The organism is Rhodospira trueperi (genome assembly GCF_900101965.1).
In the GTDB taxonomy this organism is placed as follows: Bacteria; Pseudomonadota; Alphaproteobacteria; order Rhodospirillales; family Rhodospirillaceae; genus Rhodospira; species Rhodospira trueperi.
On sequence record NZ_FNAP01000007.1, the window covers coordinates 160,297 to 176,660 of the forward strand.

The window sequence follows — 16,364 nt, forward strand, 5'->3', positions numbered from 1 at the left end:
GCGGCCGGCCGGAGGGGCGATTCGAGCCATTAACGCGGTCAGATAAATCGACGCGCACCCGAAACGCATTGACGGAACGCACTCCCTCTGCCCGTGTCCCTCGGCAAGGCCTTCGGCGGCACCGCGCGTCGGAACATCGCACAATCCGGCTCCTGTTCGGTCCGGTGCGCCGCGCCGGTCAAAGGCGCCTCCATATTGAGTTTTTCCCTCATAAGTGTTTCACTCAGGGATGGTTCCCCGCCAGCTTTCCCCGTTAATGGGCGTATGTTTCCTTCGAAGCGTTAGGAGTGAACATGGAATTCCAGCAAGCGACAACGGGCGTGCCGGGGTTGGATAAGGTCCTGAACGGCGGCTACCTGAGGGGGTGCCCGACTCTTTTCATCGGACAACCTGGGTGCGGCAAAACGCTTTTTCTCCTGATGTTTCTTGCCGAAGGCGCGCGCCAGGGCATGCGCTCGGTCTGTGCCACGTGCACCGAGACGCCCGAGCGTCTGCAGGCATACCTGCGTGCCCTCGGCCATCCCGTGGACGACTGGCTGACCGAGGGCACGCTCGCGTTCGTGGATCTGCGGCCTCTCCCGGGCGAAGTGATGCACGGCGGGCTTGATCAGGAAATCGTCATGGTTCGTCTGGCCACCGCGCTGAAGAAGGACGACGGAATCTGCCCGGGGGCGCGTCTGGCGATCGACGACATGACTCGCCTCGCCTACGGCTTTCATCAGGCTGACGCCGTGGCGCGGGAACACACACACAAGCTGCTTCAGCTTCTGCGGGGCTCCGAGGTCACCACGCTCATCTCGGTCTCGGATACCGTGGCGACCCGAAACACCCTGGTGGATTACGTCGCGGACGCGGTGATCGAACTGAGCCAGTCGGTCGAAGGCCGTCTCATGACCCGCACGCTTCGGGTCATGAAGATGCGCGGCGTCAACCATGGCACGAACGAATACCCGTTCATGATCGAAAGTCAGGGCCCCATGCTTGTGCCCGTCACGGCCCTGAACGTAGGGCACGCGTCGCGAAGCGGCATGATCAGCACCGGGCACGAGCGCCTTGACGGCATGCTGGGTGGCGGCCTGTACCGCGGCGGCTCCATGATGGTCAGCGGGACGTCGGGAACGGGAAAAACCAATCTATGCGGCCAAGTCGCGCTGGGGCTGTGCTCCCAGGGTCTGCGCACGCTGTACCTGTCATTCGAGCAGGATCAGTCCGAACTGCAGCATGATTTCAAGCGCATCGGACTGGACACGGAGCCGAAGGTCAGGGACGGCTCGCTGAGTTTCGCCCGGTTCCGGTCGGTGGATCACGGTCTCGAGGATCACCTGATCCGGATCGCCCATCTTCTGACGACGACCGAGGCGGATGCGATTGTTATCGATGCCATAAGTGCCTTCGCCGACCTCGGGGATCACAGGGCTGTCAAGAACATGGTATTGCGTCTGGTCGACCTGTGCAAAACTCGCGGCATCTCGTGCATCATGACGGAACTGCTCTCCAATGAGAACGAAGCCACCAGTTCTCTTGGCCTGTCCTCTCTCCTTGATGTTTGGGCGCGTCTCGAGCTTTATCGACAGAAGGGCGAGTACATCCGACTGATCCGGGTCCTGAAAGGGCGCGGCGCCAATACCTCCCAGCAGATCAAGGAATTCCGGATCACCGAAAACGGACTTGAAATCGAGGACCCATACGTCGGCAGCGGCAGTTTCGTGTTCGGAACGGAAAAATTGATCCGGGAACAGGCGGAGCGGCATGAAAACAATGCGGCCGCCGCGCGTCTTGAGCACCTCAACCGCCAGCTTGAGGCCATTCCCCAGTCCTTTGACGCGCGTTTCGCCCAGGTCCAGCTGGAACGCGACGAGGCCCTGAACAGCCTCCGATCCGAAATCGCGCGCGTCGAACTGGCGCTGAACGCTGCCGCTAAGGATGCGCAATCCATTTTACTCGCGCGTGGCGGGAATTGATCGACACTCCGAAGGGGCCGCCGGACCGCCCACGTGTTCGCGATCAGACGCCCGCATAACCGCGCGGCGGGCCGGCGCGAACGCGCGGACGCCGGGACCGCCGTTCGAGTCTCCCGGCCATGCAGGCACACCCGGCCCCGATGATCCATGAGGCGCCCCGGCCCGCACCGATGCTGGACCGTCAGGCCAAGAACCTTCTCCCGCTCGATTCAGGGCGGCGGATCGGCTATGCCATGCAACGGACCAGCGCCCAACCGGATCAGGCACCCCAGGCAACGGCGGGCCCCCCCGTTCCCGGAGCCGATCCGCTCCGGCGCACCGGTGCCGGTCGCCCTGCTCCGTCGGGGAAGGATGTGCCCGGACGCCGACGATGCCTGACGGCGCGTGAAAGGGGGAGGACCGGACGCCATGACCCGCCACATCCTGGCCCTGGACCAGGGCACCACGTCCACCCGCGCCATCGTGTTCGACCGCGACGGCGCGGCCGTCGCCAGCGCGCGCCGGGACCTGACGCAATACTATCCGGCCGACGGCTGGGTCGAGCACGACGCCGGCGAGATCCGCGACCACGCCATCGCCGTCTGCCGCGAGGCGCTGGCGGGAGCCGGCCTTTCCGCCGCCGACGTGGCCGCCATTGGCATCACCAACCAGCGCGAGACCGCCGTGCTGTGGGACCGCGCCACCGGCGAGCCGGTGCACCGGGCCATCGTCTGGCAGGACCGCCGCACCGCTCCGATGTGCCGCGACCTGCGGGCCGCCGGTCACGAGGCCCTAATCCGGCGCAAGACCGGCCTGTTGCTGGACCCCTACTTCTCCGCCACCAAGGTGGCCTGGATGTTGGAGACCGCGCCGGACCTGCGCGCCCGCGCCGAGGTCGGGGACCTGTGCTTCGGCACGGTGGACTCGTGGCTGCTGTGGAGCCTGACCGGCGGCGCCGTGCATGCCACCGATGCCACCAACGCCGGGCGCACCCTGCTGTTCGACATCCGCACCCAGCGCTGGGACGGCGACCTGCTGGCGCTGTTCGACATTCCCCGGGCGCTGTTGCCGGAGGTCATGGACAACGCCGCCGATTTCGGCGTCACGCGGCCGGATCTGCTGGGCGGCGCCATCCCCATCACCGGCATGGCCGGGGACCAGCATGCGGCCGTCGTCGGTCAGGGCTGCTTCGCGCCGGGCATGATCAAGTCCACCTACGGCACCGGCGCCTTCGCCCTCATCACCATGGGCGACACCTTCGTGGAAAGCCGCAACCGGCTGTTGACAACGCTGGCGTATCGTCTCGACGGCCGCCCCACCTATGCCATGGAGGGCGCCATCTTTGTCGCCGGCGCCGCCGTGCAGTGGCTGCGCGACGGCCTGGGGATCATCGACACCGCCGCCGACAGCGAAGCCCTGGCAGCGTCCGTGCCTGACACCGGCGGCTGCTATCTGGTGCCGGCCTTCACCGGGCTGGGCGCGCCCTACTGGGATCCGGACGCGCGCGGTGCCTTGCTCGGCCTGACCCGCGACACCGGCCGCGCCCACATCGCCCGGGCCGCGCTGGAGGCCCAGGGGTATCAGACCCGCGATTTGATGGAAGCCATGACCGCCGACAGCGGCACGGCGCCGGTCTCGCTGCGGGTGGACGGGGGACTGGTGGCCAACGACTGGGCCTGCCAGTTCCTGGCCGACGTGCTGGACGTCACCGTGGAGCGTCCGGCGGTGATCGAGACCACGGCCCTGGGCGCGGCGTGGCTGGCGGGGCTGCGCGTTGGGCTGTACAAAAGCCTCGACGATCTGGCGGGCCGCTGGCGGCCGGATCGGGCCTTCACCCCCGCCATGGCGGCCACCGACCGGGAGCGGTTGTATGCCGGATGGACCGCCGCCGTCGGGCGGGTTATCACATCGGGTCGGTAGAAAGGGGGACATCAAACGATGCCGAGGATGGGAAAGCTGAGCGCCGAGGACAGGGCAGCGCTTGTCGATGCCATCAGAACCGCGCGCATCCTGCCCGCGACCGTTGACGAGATCGCCGAGGGCAACGAGGAGGGCCACCGGAAGATTCGCATCGCCCGCAACGATCTGTGGCGGATTCGGGTCGTCGATGGTCTGGAGATCGACGACTGAGCCGGAGTGGGACGGAACCGGGACAGAGGGACAGGTTGAAATGGCCAAGAACACTGCCGTTCAGGAAGAGTGGCTGGAAGGGCATCTTGCCCTTGTCAACACCGCGCGAAAACCGGAGCACCAGGACAAAAGAACAGGACACAGGGTCCGCCGATCCTCAAGAGCGGTCATTCTCAACGATTCCGCTGCCCATATGTGGGCGCTGCTGGACTACGGCCTGAACAGGTCCGAGATCAAGGCCATCTACAGGGAAGCGATTACGGGGTACAAGGCCAGATACATCAACCGGGGCGTTGACGAGGTCTACGATGCCCTGCTGCGCACCGGCATGATCACAGACACGCGCGAGGCCATTGTGCGGAGCCTGCGCGCGGTGTTGCTCCGCGTCGGAAGCTGGTACGTGCTGAGCGCGCTGGCCATTGGCTGGCTGATGATGCTGGTGGACACCGGTCCGACCCGGGACGCGCTGGCCGGGATCGCGGGCGCGGTGGCGCCGTGGCTGCCCGTGCCGTACGTCGATGTCGAGGCGCTGCTTCTGGGCTTCCTGACCGGCTTTTCGGGAGCCATCAGTGCCCTGCTCTGGATTCCGGCTTTTGCCGCCTGCACCGTGACGGTCGTGTTCCTCTGCCGGCTGGCGTTGCGCGACTTCGTCCGCCGGGCGCGGGTGAGGCGCATTCTGCTCATGGCGGCGGTGATCTTCTATCTGCCGTACCTGATCGTCACCTTCGACACCCTCACGAACACACCGCTGCTGGCCACGTTCGGCGACACCGCGCTGTTCTCGTGGTGGATGTCGCTCCACGAGGCGGTGTTCCTGCCCTGGCGATGACGGGGGCTAACTCAGCACCTCCAGCCCCTTTCGGTCCACCAGATCCAGCAGCTTGCGGGCCGTCGGCCCCGGCTTCCGGTCGCCGGCCTCCCAACCGGCGACGGCCGTTTTCGAGACATTGAGATAAGCCGCGAAGACCGGCTGGCTGACCCGGCAGCGCGACCGCAAGGCCTTCACCTGTTCGGGTGTAAAGGCCGGGGGCGCGGGCAGGCACAAGGCGTCGAACTCGCGCATGGTGACGTCGTTGAGGAGGCCGGCATCGTGCAGGCCCGTGGCCGTCTCATGGACCATGTCCAGGATCGGGCTCGTCTCGGTCTTACGTACGGTCATGGTCTGGTTGCTCTTCACGTTCGGCCACATCGACGAGCGCTCCCGACTGGATGGCCCGGATCGTCTGGGAGTCATCCAGTCGCAAGAGCTCGGCGGCCAACTTCGCCAGGGCGGACTTTTCTCTCTTGGATAAAGACGCCTGCCCCGACTTTGGAAAGACGTAGAGAAGAACGGCCCTCTCGCGCGCTCGGAACGCCAGGACAGCCCTGTAGCCGCCACGTTTGCCGCTGCCGGGGCGGGCTATCCGCTGCTTGACGAGCCCACCTCCCAGGTCCGCATGAACAAGGCCCTGGTTCAATTCGTCGACAGCCGCTCGGATGGAATCGCCTGAGAGGCCTTCTCTCCGCAGGAATCGGGCCGCCTCTCGGGTTGCGAAGATTCGCATGGGAATATCTTCTTAACGAATGTTGTTTCATTGAATCACTCCAGTTCACTATCATAAGATACACAATTGAAATAAAGCGACCGTAAGAGGCTCGGAAAACCAAACGTTGTAGACTAAACGTTGAAGATGCGTATAGCGACCATAGGCTGTATGACGATCAGCGCCTCCCTCGTTGTTCTGTTCAACTATGTTGCATAGAACCTTTCCAGTGTCAAGGTGCTGTGTCGACACACCAACAGCCTTTCCGGGCTCGTCAGTTTTCGTTCAGCGTCGCCGGCGCGTTCCTGCCCGAACCCACCCACCACATTGCCAGCCGCCCCCGTTCCGCGTTAAAGGACCGTGCCCGTCCCGCTCGGGGGGCGGGCGCCCCCGCCACTGCCGGAGCGCGCGCCGCATGGACACCCCGCCCCCGTTCCGTACGCTGACCGATCTCGGAGAGGACGATCCGTCGCCGGGCGCGCGCGGGCTCGACCATGTGCTGACGCTGATCGCGGCCCCCGGCTCCGCCGCCCTGACGGTCGAGCGGGTGGAGGCCGTGCGCACGGCCCTGGGCGGCCTGGGGGCGGAGACCGACCGGCCGCGCTGGCTGGCACCCGGGGAGGCGTGTGACATCGCCTTCGCCGGGCTGGCAATGGAACAGGCCGAAGGCAGTGCGCGCGCTGTCCTGGCGGACCTGCCGGTCGACCTGCTGGCCCAGCCCGTGGCCGACCGGAAAAAGGCGCTCCTGATCTCCGACATGGATTCCACCATCGTCACGTCGGAGACGCTGGACGATCTGGCGGAACACGCCGGCCTGCGCGACGCCATCGCCGCCATCACGCGGCGCGCCATGAACGGCGAGCTGGATTTCGCCGAGGCCCTGAGAGAGCGGGTCGGCATGCTCGCCGATCTGTCGGAGGAGGCCTTCGCCCGCACCTGGGCCGACACCCGCCTGACCACCGGCGCCCGCGCCCTCGTGGGCACCATGAAGGCCAACGGCGCCCGTTGCCTGCTGGTGTCGGGCGGGTTCCGGTATTTCACGTCCCGGGTGGCGGACCTCTGCGGCTTCGACGATCATGTTTCCAACGATGTGGTGATCGAGAACGGGCGCCTGACCGGCGCCGTGGTCGAGCCGGTGCGCGACCGTCAATCCAAGCTGGCCACGTTGATGGCGGAGGCCGGCCGGCTGCGCCTGCCCATGTCGCGGACGCTGGCGGTGGGCGACGGCGCCAACGATCTGCCGATGCTGCTGGCGGCCAGCCTGGGGGTGGCCTTTCACGCCCGCCCCGCCGTCGCCGCCGAGGCCCGCGCCGTCATCCGTCATGGCGACCTCACGGCGCTGCTGTTCGCCCAGGGCTACACCCGCGAAGAGTTCACGGAGAGCGCATGACCGCCGACCCCCTTATCGACCGTCTCATCGAGATCGTCGGCCCCGCCGCCGTGCTGACCGAGGCCGCCGACATGGCGCCCCACCTGGAGGAGCCGCGCGGGCTGTTCCACGGCAAGGCCCGCGCCGTGGTCAAACCGGCCAGCACCGACGAGGCCGCCGCCGTCGTCGCCGCCTGCCACGGCGCCGGGGTGCCGATGGTGCCCCAAGGCGGCAATACCGGGCTTGTCGGCGGCAATGTCCCGTTCGAGCACGGCCGCGAGGTGGTGATCTCCACCGCGCGGCTGAACCGCATCCGCGATCTGGACCCGGTCAACCTGACGGCCACCGTCGAGGCCGGGGTGATCCTCGCCGACCTGCAATCCGCCGCCGCCGACGCGGACTGCCTGTTCCCGGTCAGCCTCGCCGCCGAGGGCTCGTGCCAGATCGGCGGCGCCATCGCCGCCAACGCCGGCGGCACCGGCGTGCTGCGCTACGGCAACATGCGCGAGCAGGTGTTGGGGCTGGAGGTGGTGCTGCCCGACGGTCGCGTCTGGACCGGTCTGCGCCGCCTGGGTAAGGACAACGCCGGGTACGCCCTGCGTCACCTGTTCATCGGGGCCGAGGGCACGCTGGGTCTGGTGACGGCGGCCACGCTGAAGCTCTATCCAAAGCCGGTGGCCACGGCGACGGCCCTGTGCGGCCTGGACGCCCTGGACAAGGTCACCGCTCTGCTGCGTCACGCCCGGGCGTGGTCCGGCGACGCCGTGACGGCGTTCGAGTTCCTGCCCCGGTTCGGCGTTGGGATCACCTGCCGGCACATGCCCGGCTGCACCGATCCGCTTGAAGCGCCGTGGCCGTGGTACGTGCTGATCGAACTGTCGAGCCCGCGTCCGGACGCCGGTGGGGACGGGGGCGTGCGCGAGGACCTTGAGGGCCTGCTGGCCGAGGCTCTGGAAACGGACATGATCGGCGACGCCGTGCTGGCGGAAAGCCTGGATCAGCGCGACGCCCTGTGGCGGCTGCGCGAGAGCCTGCCGGAGGCCCAGGGCTTCGAGGGCGGCTCGATCAAGCACGACGTCTCGCTGCCGGTCTCCTCGATCCCGGCCTTCATCGCCCGCGCCGACGCGGCGGTGGCCGAGGCGATGCCGGGCATTCGGCCCTGTCCCTTCGGGCATGTCGGGGACGGCAACGTGCACTACAACCTCACTCAGCCCGAGGGCCTGGACAAGGCCGCCTATCTGGCGCGATGGGACGAGATCAACCGGATCGTCCATGACATCGTCACCGACATGGACGGGTCCGTCGCCGCCGAGCATGGCGTGGGGCGCCTCAAGGTGGGCGAACTGGAACGCCTCAAGGCCCCGGTGGAACTGGAGATGATGCGCACCATCAAGCACGCGCTCGATCCGGCGGGCCTGTTCAACCCCGGTAAGGTGGTGGTGTAGCGGGGGCGCGGGGGCGCGCCCCACACAGGGCTACGGCGTGTCGACGAGAACGATCTCGCTGTCCCTGATTGCCGTGAGGGCGATGGTGTCGACCGCCTCAACGGCGACGCCGTCGCGTTCGTTCGCGGCGACGCCGTTGACCTCGACCGCGCCGACAGCCGGGACGAGGTAGGCCTTGCGCGCCTCTCCCAGCGTCCATTCGGCCCGTTCGCCGGCGCGCAGCGTGATCCCGGCGACCCGGGCGTCGGTTCGAAGCATCAGGGCGTCCCCGTCGCCGTCCATGCCGCTGGCGAGGATTGCCCAGTCGCCGGCCCGCTCGCCCTTGGGAAAGGGTTTGGCGCCCCAGTGCGGGTCGCCGCCGCGTGCCGTCGGCTCGATCCAGATCTGAAACAGGCGCGTTTCCTCGTCTTCCCGGTTGTATTCCGAATGCCGGATGCCGCTGCCGGCACTCATCACTTGGACGTCCCCGGCTTCGGTGCGGCCTTCGTTGCCCAGACTGTCCGTGTGGGTGATGGCGCCCTGCCGGACGTAGGTGATGATCTCCATGTCCCGGTGCGGATGGGGCGCGAAGCCCGTTTGCGGGTCGATCTGATCGTCGTTCCAGACCCGCAGCCGGCCCCAGCCCATGCGCGCGGGATCCTGATAGCCGGCAAACGAAAAGTGATGACGGGCCTTGAGCCAGCCATGGTCGGCGTGCCCCAGGCTTTTGAACGGACGGATTTCGATCATGAAGAAACTCCGGTGAGAATGCGTTTCATTCCAGATAGGCATTCGAACCACGGCATGTCAGAGTCTTGGGTGTCGGAAATCGACCCACCGCGTTCTGCACAGACCGACGCCTCCGGGCCGTCCAGCCGGAATCTGGGCGCCACGGCAGAGACCCTGTCGTTCTTCATGGGGCTTGAATAGGCGCCCGGTCGGTCAGTTCGCCGTCGCCGTCACACCCTCCGGCTGACCCACGACGACGGTGGTCAGAGCCTCCGGGTCAAGCAGGCGCGCCGCCACTCGGCGGGCGTCGTCCAGGGTCACCGCCTCGATCAGGCTGTTGCGCTCGGTCAGGTAGGAGGGCGGCAGGTCCGCGTCCTGCATCGCCACCAGGATCCGCGCGATGGCGTCCGATGAGGAGAAGCGCAGCGGCCACGCGCCCGTCAGGTAGGTCTTGGCGTCGGCGAGTTCCTCGGTGGTCGGTCCTTGCTCGGCCATGCGGCGCCACTCGGCGGCGATTAGATCCAGGCTTTCGGCCACACGGGCGTTGCCGGTGGCCACACCGCCGATCCACAGCGCGGCATGGTTCAGGGGTATGAGGTAGCTGTAGACCGAATAGGCCAGACCCCGTTTGGCCCGAACCTCTTCCATCAGGCGGGAGGAGAACCCGCCGCCGCCCAGGATGTAGTTCACGACATAGGCGGCGTACCAGTCCGGGTCCGAACGGGCCAACCCACCATGCCCGTACACGGCGACGCTCTGCGGAATGGCGCGGTCGATCACCACGGTGTGCCCGTCGGTCCGGGGCGTGGCGTCCGCAACGGCGGGCAGATCAGAGGTTTCCGGCAGCGCCCCGAACACCGTGTCCACCAGCGCCGACAGCCGCTCCGGTGTGATGTCGCCGGCCACGCCGATCATCAGGCGGTCGCGGACGAGGTGACGGCGCGCGAACGCCTGAAGGTCGGCGCGCGTCAGGGCGGCGATGCTTTCCGGCGTGCCGTCGACGGGCCGTCCGTAGGGGTGGTCCGGAAACACGGACGCATACCATTCATCCCGAGCGATGTGGTCGGGGTCCGTTTCATGGTAGCGCAGTCCGGCCAGCACCTGTTCCCGGATGCGCTCCACGGCCTCGGACTCGAAGCGCGGCTCGGTCAAGGCCAAGCGGAGCAGCGTCGCCGCCTCGTCCAGGGTCTCGGTCAATGTGCTCAGGGTGCCCTTGAACGTGTCGCGGTCGGCATCGAAACGAAGATTGATGGCCAGATCGGCCAGCCGTTGCTGGAACGCCTGGGAATCGAGGTCGCCCGCGCCCTCGTCGAACAGGCCGGAGGCCAGGTGCGCCAGCCCGGCCTTGCCCTCCGGGTCCAAGGCCGCGCCGCCGTCAAACGCGAACTCGACGGTCACCAGCGGGTTGGTGTGATCCTCGACCAGCCACGCCTCAACCCCCGACTCGGGGCCCTGAACACGGGTGACCTCAATGGCGTGGGCCGGCAGCGCGGCCACGATCATCAGTCCCGCCCCGATTAGGACCAGGGCGGCGCAACGACGGAACGACATCACCATGCGGGCTCTCTTCATCAACTGGAGGACTCGGGCAACAGGACGGCGGTGGCACTGCCGGCCGACCCGTCGAACACGGCGCGGGCGGCTGCCATGACATCGTCCGGGGTGACCGCCGCGATGTCCTCGGGCCAACGCTCGATCTCTTCCAGGGTGGCGCCCGTCGCCAGCGCGGCGCCGACGATGCGCGCGGTCATGAAAATGCTGTCGCGGGCGAACACCACCGACGCCCGCAGGCGCCGCTTGGCGCCCTCGACCTCCTCGTCCGTCACCCCTTCTTCGAGCAGGCGGGCGATTTCCGCCTCGACGGCCGTTTCGATCTCGGCCGGGGCACGGCCGGGGGCCGGCGTCACGGAAAACGCGAAGGTCCCGAAATCCACGGCTCGGCCGTTGTAACCGGCGCCGGCCGACACGGCCACCTTGTCCTCGACCACCATCCGTTCGTACAGCCGGCTGACCGGCCCGCCGCCCAACACCTCCGCCAGCACTTGAAGCGCCGGATACAGCTCGCTGGCGCCGGCATTGCGGCTGGGCGCGACGATGCGGCGCCACCATGTCGGCTGGGCCACCTGGGGATGGCGCATGGTCACGGTCACATCGGCCGGCGGCGGCAGGTCGCGGAGGCGGTCGCGCGTCGGTGTTTCGGGGGCCGGCCGAACCTGCCCATAGGTCCGCTCGGCGAGGGGGCGCAGCTCATCGGCGGTGACGTCGCCGACAACCACCACAACAGCGTTGTTGGGCGCATAGAAGCGGGCGTAGAAGTCGAGCGCGTCCTGCCGCGTCAACGCCTCCAACTCGTGCGCCCAGCCGATGATCGGGTTCTTGTAGGGATGGACGACCCACAGGGCCTGATCCAGGCGCTCGTTCATCAGCGCGGTCGGCTCGTTCTCGGTGCGGCTGAGGCGTTCCTCAATGACCACATCGCGTTCCGTGAGAACGTCTTCCTCGGCCAGCCGCAGGTTGGCCATGCGGTCGGCCTCCATCTCCATGACCAGTTCGAGCCGGTCGCGGGCGATGGTCTGGTAGTAGGCCGTGTAGTCGCTGCTGGTGAAGGCGTTGTCGCGGCCGCCGTTGCGGGCGATGATCTTGGAGAACTCGCCCGGCGGGACGGTCTCCGTGCCTTGGAACATCAGGTGTTCCAGAAGATGGGCGATGCCGGACTTTCCCGGAGGCTCGTCGGCCGCCCCCACCTTGTACCAGACCATGTGGGCGACGACGGGCACCCGGTGATTCTCCACCACCACCACCTGAAGACCGTTGTCCAGCGTGAAGCTGTCGGCGTCGAAGCTCTGCGCGCGGGTGGGCGATGGCAGCGCCAGAAGGGTCAGGGCCATCAACGCCGCGGCGGCCAGCCACAGGCGGGCGCGGTCCTCGGCCGAGTGGGACGCGGCAACCGCGTGCGGGCGGGTCCGGGTGCGCGACAAGGAATGAAGACCTGGCATCGAACGACCTTTTCGGCAAACCCACGGGATTGATGCTGGTTATATGGGATGGGCGGGCGACCGGCTCAACGCCCGACGGGACCTGTCCCGAATGACCCGCGCCGGCTGGCGGGCCCGTTGGTTGGCTTTCCGCCTCAGTCCGACGCGCCGCGACCGGGGACATCCAGATCTCGGCGTGGAATGACATCGGGCCGAATCGGGGCGAGGCTCCCGAAGTCTTCCCGGTCGGAGACGGCCGGTTCCCGGATCCCGTCCCCGTCCGCGTCTTCCCAGATCAGGTCCTGGGTGAAATGCAGGGACTCGTTGAACACCTCGCTGATCCCCTCCGGTCCCAGATCCAGGATCACATGCCGGGTGGTGCTGCGCGAGGTCAGATCCGTGATGTGGGCCGTTTCGTGCCCGTTGCCCGTCAGGTCCGAAAGGGGATAACAGCGCGGCCCGTCGGCGGGCTGTCCCTCCGGCGCGGGCGGCAGCGGCCCTTTCAGGGGCCAGCGGAAGGCCACACGGCCATCGCGCAGAACCAGGGCAAATCCCCCGTAACTGGGGGCGGGGATGACGCAATGCGCATATCCGTCCGCCGTTTCATGGGCCTTGATGGCCTGCGGGCTCAACCCGAACGGGCCGTCGTCTGCCGACGAGGGTTGGTCCAGGAACGACGGCACGGCGTCCAGATCGTTCAGAGCCGGCCCCCGTCCGCCCATCTGCACCAGTTCGAACACCCCGCGCGGGGTGGCTTCCAGGGCCACGCTGGCGGTCGTGCTCCGGGACGTCCGCATCGTGAACACGATGTCCGGGTGCCCGTTTCCGGTCACGTCGCGCCAGCCGTCGGCGCCGACGAAATCACCATGCACGGGGAGGCGGTAGGCCACGGTTCCATCGCGGGTGACGACGACGGCGCCCTCCCGGTCCGGGTCCGGCGCGTGCAGCGCGTAGGTGTGATCGCCCACGGTCGTGGTCCATGGACCCGACTTCGGATCGGTCGTGTCGGCGTGGGCGTGGGCGCCGAGCATCATCGCGCCAGCGAGGACGACAAGGCCGGCGACACGGGACGGGACTGTGGATGGGGTGGGGCGGTACGGTCTCATGTCTCTCTCTTCGCAATGGCCTGCCATGATCGTTGCGGCCGCCGGAGTCGGCCTGCCCCTCCCTCATGCCCACCCCTTTCCGGCGGCATCATGGCGGTGTGCTGTTCAGGTTTGGACAGACAGGCCGGCGAGGCGTGTCATACGAAATCCGTTTGATCCGTTTCGGTTCGATGAGCGTTGTCCGTCTCCTCCGCCCGCCGGCTATCATATTCACACTTCTTCCCGCCGAAGCGGCGGCTCTTCGTTCGCGCGAAAATGTGACTCGTCATTGCGAACCCTCGTCGCAAGGCGAGGGTGAAGCAATCGAGGGCACAAAACGCAAGTATCCGCCCTGGATTGCTTCGTCGCTGCGCTCCTCGCAATGACGAACAAAAGTAGAGTTGTGTGAATCAGATAGCCTCCGCCGGGGGGACGTTGGGAGGGGGGCGAGTTGGTCTTCGGGCGGGTGGTGCTCGCCGCGTCAACCCCACGGGCTTTTTTTCAACCCCACCCCAGCCCTCCCCTATCCAGGGGAGGGAGTCCGGGCGGACGCCGACCGCCAGAAGTGCACATGATGTCGGCGGATGCGAATGGATGATCCGAATTTCGCGTCAGGCGCCGTTCGCAGGGACCGTCGGCTCGGTAAGCCCGCCCGCCCGGGCCTCAATGGCGTCCCACAGCGGCGCCTCCAGGCGCGGGCCGCCCAGGCGCGCAATCTCCTGCAGGCCGGTCGGCGAGGTCACGTTGATCTCGGTCAGATACTCTCCGATCACGTCGATGCCGACGAAGATCAGCCCGCGCGCCCGCAACTCCGGGCCGATGGCGGCGCAGATCTCGCGGTCGCGCGGCGTCAGGTCGGTGGCCACCGGTTTGCCGCCGACGTGCATGTTGGAGCGCGCCTCGCCCGCCGCCGGAATACGGTTAATGGCGCCCATGGCCTCGCCGTCCACCAGGATGACGCGCTTGTCGCCCTCCCGGATTTCGGGCAGATAGCGCTGCACCATCAACGGTTCGCGGGAGATGGAGCCGAACATCTCCAGGAGGGCGCCCAGGTTCTCGTCGTCGGGCTTGAGGTGGAACACACCGGCGCCGCCGTTGCCGAACAGCGGTTTGACGATGATGTCCTTGTGTTCGGCGCGGAAGGCCTTGATCTCGGCGGTGTCGGCGCTGATGAGCGTGGGCGGCATCAGCTCCGGCCAGCGGCAGACGAACAGCTTTTCGGGCGCGCCCCTCACCTCGGCCGGATCGTTGACCACCAGGGTGCGGGGGTGGATGTGCTCCAGGATGTGCGTGGCCGTGATGTAGGCCATGTCGAACGGCGGGTCCTGGCGCATCAACACGACATCCACCGTGGACAGATCGAGCATCTCCGGCGGACCGAGCGTGAAATGGCCGCCGACGTGACGGCGCACGGTCAGCGGTCGGGCGCGGGCGATCACGCGGCCGTCGCGGAAGGACAGATCACGCGGCAGGTAGTGCCACAGCCGGTGGCCGCGCGCCTGGGCCTCCAGCGCCAGCACGAAGGTGCTGTCGCCGTTGATGTCGATGGTCTCGATGGGGTCCATCTGGATGGCGACGGACAGGGACATGGGGCTGGATCTCCGCAACAAAAGGGCGCCGGATGGTATCGCCGCCGGCGCGGCCTGTCATGCGGAACCCTCGGGCTCCGCTCGTGCCTTCTGACATCGGGCGGGAGTTGTACTCCCGCCCGGAACCGGTTCCAGAATAACCTGAGGGAAAACGGGGAACCCCATTTCCATGATCGTCCTTGCGCAAAACTAACCCAGAGGGTTACGCTGGGGTATGGAAAGCGGCCCGCTGGTGACCATCGTCGAGACGCGCGCCTTCATCTCCCGTGCGGTGGACCTGATGGATGAGGAAGATCGCGACGCCCTAAAAGCGATGCTGGCGGCAGACCCCGAATGCGGCGCGGTGATGCGCGGAACCGGCGGGGTTCGTCAGGTGCGGGTGGCCCTGAAAGGGTGCGGCAAGAGCGGCGGGGCGCGGGTGGTCTACTCTTACCGGAACGAGGCTATGCCGCTGTTCCTGTTGACCGTCTTCGCCAAGAACGAGAAGGACAACCTGTCTCGTGCCGAGCGAAACGACTTGGCGGCGCTGGTTCAGGTGCTCGTTGACACGTATGGGAAACGACCATGACCAAGGCTTTCGAGGCGATCCGCGACGGGTTGGAAGACGCCATTGCCTACGGCCAGGGCGACGCAGCCCGCGCACGCGAGACGGTGGTTGGGGCCGAGCGGGCGGACGTGGCCGCGATTCGCGCGCGCCTGGGCATGAGCCAGCCCGCCTTTGCCGGGGCCTTGTCCGTGTCGCTGTCCACGGTTCGCAAGTGGGAACAGGGGCAGCGTGTCCCGAGCGGCGCGGCGCGGGTGCTGTTGCGCGTCATGGAGCGGGAACCGGACGCGGTGCGCCGCGCCCTGGGGCGGTAGCATCCGCAATCCGGATGTAACCGCCATTCAGCAAGCAGGGCCGGCCCGGTTGTCGGTGAACGGGCGTCTGGGGTGACGATGCTACGGTATCCTTTGCTTGGCTTTGTTTGGCTTGGCTGGAAAGGGCTGCGCCATGATGGACCTGATCGTGACGGATCCCGAGATCATGAGTGGAACCCCCTGTTTCCGGGGCACGCGGGTTCCGGTTTCGGTGCTGTTCGACAATCTGGCGGACGGCATGACCATTGACGAGATCATCCAGGAGTGGCCCTCGCTCAACAAGGACGATGTCATTGCCGTCCTTGGATGGACTTCGGACGAGATTTCGCGGATCGCGGCGGCGTAGGTGCGGATTCTTCTCGACGAGTGCATGCCGATCGCGGCTCGCCGGTTTTTCGGATCCGAGCATGAGGCGGTCACGGTTGAGTACATGGGCTGGAAAGGGAAAAGGAACGGTGCGTTGCTTGCCGCCGCCGAGGCCGCTGGTTTCGACGTGTTGGTGACCTCCGATGCGAACATGTACCGGGACCACGACCTGACGGGGCGCAACATTGGCGTTGCCGTGCTGCCAAGTAACAAGTTGAAAACGTTGAAAGAGCACGCCGGACGGGTGGCGGAATTGGTTCTCGCGGCGAATCGGGGGCAATACCTGATCCGCGACCTTGCGTGGCTGGCGGCTGATGACAAACGAAAAGGTACCGACGGATCGCCGCCGTAACCCTGGTCCAAACGAGCCGCCCCC

General features: G+C 67.1%; 17 protein-coding genes. 10 read left to right on the forward strand and 7 right to left on the reverse strand.

Features of this window, described 5'->3' with window-relative positions; all coding sequences use genetic code 11:
- Positions 1–293 precede the first annotated feature (293 nt).
- From kaiC to BLS85_RS10910, 4 genes are all read left to right on the forward strand, one after another.
- Positions 294–1,961: a circadian clock protein KaiC gene (gene kaiC / locus BLS85_RS10895; protein ID WP_092786155.1), complete on the forward strand. Its 1,668-nt coding sequence runs from the start codon at positions 294–296 to the stop codon at positions 1,959–1,961.
- 408 nt (positions 1,962–2,369) lie between these two features.
- Entirely contained in the window at positions 2,370–3,860 is a 1,491-nt protein-coding gene (glpK, locus tag BLS85_RS10900; protein WP_092786157.1) for a glycerol kinase GlpK, read from the forward strand.
- A gap of 27 nt (positions 3,861–3,887) precedes the next feature.
- The gene (locus tag BLS85_RS10905; RefSeq protein WP_092786159.1) at positions 3,888–4,070 is read left to right on the forward strand and encodes a hypothetical protein; all 183 of its coding nucleotides are present in this window, start codon (positions 3,888–3,890) and stop codon (positions 4,068–4,070) included.
- 40 nt (positions 4,071–4,110) lie between these two features.
- Complete coding sequence (locus BLS85_RS10910; RefSeq protein WP_143027162.1) at positions 4,111–4,899, forward strand: hypothetical protein; 789 nt, start codon at positions 4,111–4,113, stop codon at positions 4,897–4,899.
- A 6-nt stretch (positions 4,900–4,905) separates the two neighbouring features.
- On the opposite strand, the gene BLS85_RS10915 is transcribed toward BLS85_RS10910, so the two are convergent.
- Together BLS85_RS10915 and BLS85_RS10920 are read right to left on the reverse strand one after the other, a co-directional pair.
- Positions 4,906–5,229, reverse strand: coding sequence for a helix-turn-helix domain-containing protein (locus BLS85_RS10915; RefSeq protein ID WP_092786163.1), 324 nt, complete (start codon positions 5,227–5,229; stop codon positions 4,906–4,908).
- On the reverse strand, positions 5,216–5,614 hold the full coding sequence (locus BLS85_RS10920) for a type II toxin-antitoxin system RelE/ParE family toxin (RefSeq protein ID WP_092786165.1): 399 nt from the start codon (positions 5,612–5,614) through the stop codon (positions 5,216–5,218). The genes BLS85_RS10915 and BLS85_RS10920 overlap by 14 nt, the downstream gene beginning before the upstream one ends.
- Positions 5,615–6,008: 394 nt before the next feature.
- On the opposite strand from BLS85_RS10920, the gene serB reads away from it, so the two are divergent.
- Positions 6,009–6,983 carry a phosphoserine phosphatase SerB gene (serB, locus tag BLS85_RS10925; RefSeq protein ID WP_092786167.1) on the forward strand — a complete coding sequence of 325 codons (975 nt, stop codon included), beginning with the start codon at positions 6,009–6,011 and terminating at the stop codon, positions 6,981–6,983.
- Positions 6,980–8,407: an FAD-binding oxidoreductase gene (locus tag BLS85_RS10930; protein ID WP_092786169.1), complete on the forward strand. Its 1,428-nt coding sequence runs from the start codon at positions 6,980–6,982 to the stop codon at positions 8,405–8,407. The genes serB and BLS85_RS10930 overlap by 4 nt, the downstream gene beginning before the upstream one ends.
- Positions 8,408–8,437: 30 nt before the next feature.
- On the opposite strand, the gene BLS85_RS10935 is transcribed toward BLS85_RS10930, so the two are convergent.
- The 5 genes from BLS85_RS10935 to gshB all read right to left on the reverse strand — a co-directional run bounded on the left by BLS85_RS10935 (position 8,438) and on the right by gshB (position 14,764).
- On the reverse strand, positions 8,438–9,136 hold the full coding sequence (locus BLS85_RS10935) for a pirin family protein (protein ID WP_092786171.1): 699 nt from the start codon (positions 9,134–9,136) through the stop codon (positions 8,438–8,440).
- A gap of 192 nt (positions 9,137–9,328) precedes the next feature.
- A complete protein-coding gene (locus BLS85_RS10940; RefSeq protein WP_092786173.1) occupies positions 9,329–10,672 on the reverse strand; it encodes a M16 family metallopeptidase in 1,344 nt (447 codons plus the stop codon).
- Between the two features lie 14 nt (positions 10,673–10,686).
- Positions 10,687–12,093, reverse strand: coding sequence for a M16 family metallopeptidase (locus tag BLS85_RS10945; protein ID WP_342729456.1), 1,407 nt, complete (start codon positions 12,091–12,093; stop codon positions 10,687–10,689).
- Between the two features lie 152 nt (positions 12,094–12,245).
- Positions 12,246–13,196 (reverse strand): hypothetical protein, encoded by a 951-nt coding sequence (locus BLS85_RS10950; protein WP_143027163.1) that lies wholly within the window; start codon positions 13,194–13,196, stop codon positions 12,246–12,248.
- 590 nt (positions 13,197–13,786) lie between these two features.
- Complete coding sequence (gene gshB, locus BLS85_RS10955; RefSeq protein ID WP_092786179.1) at positions 13,787–14,764, reverse strand: glutathione synthase; 978 nt, start codon at positions 14,762–14,764, stop codon at positions 13,787–13,789.
- Positions 14,765–14,978: 214 nt separating this feature from the next.
- Between gshB and BLS85_RS10960 the strand changes: the two genes are divergently transcribed.
- From BLS85_RS10960 to BLS85_RS10975, 4 genes are all read left to right on the forward strand, one after another.
- Positions 14,979–15,332 (forward strand): type II toxin-antitoxin system RelE/ParE family toxin, encoded by a 354-nt coding sequence (locus BLS85_RS10960; protein WP_092786181.1) that lies wholly within the window; start codon positions 14,979–14,981, stop codon positions 15,330–15,332.
- A complete protein-coding gene (locus tag BLS85_RS10965) occupies positions 15,329–15,622 on the forward strand; it encodes a helix-turn-helix domain-containing protein (protein ID WP_092786183.1) in 294 nt (97 codons plus the stop codon). Before BLS85_RS10960 ends, BLS85_RS10965 begins: the two co-directional genes overlap by 4 nt.
- Positions 15,623–15,755: 133 nt before the next feature.
- The gene (locus tag BLS85_RS10970; protein ID WP_092786185.1) at positions 15,756–15,968 is read left to right on the forward strand and encodes a DUF433 domain-containing protein; all 213 of its coding nucleotides are present in this window, start codon (positions 15,756–15,758) and stop codon (positions 15,966–15,968) included.
- The gene (locus BLS85_RS10975; RefSeq protein ID WP_092786187.1) at positions 15,969–16,340 is read left to right on the forward strand and encodes a DUF5615 family PIN-like protein; all 372 of its coding nucleotides are present in this window, start codon (positions 15,969–15,971) and stop codon (positions 16,338–16,340) included.
- Positions 16,341–16,364 lie beyond the last annotated feature (24 nt).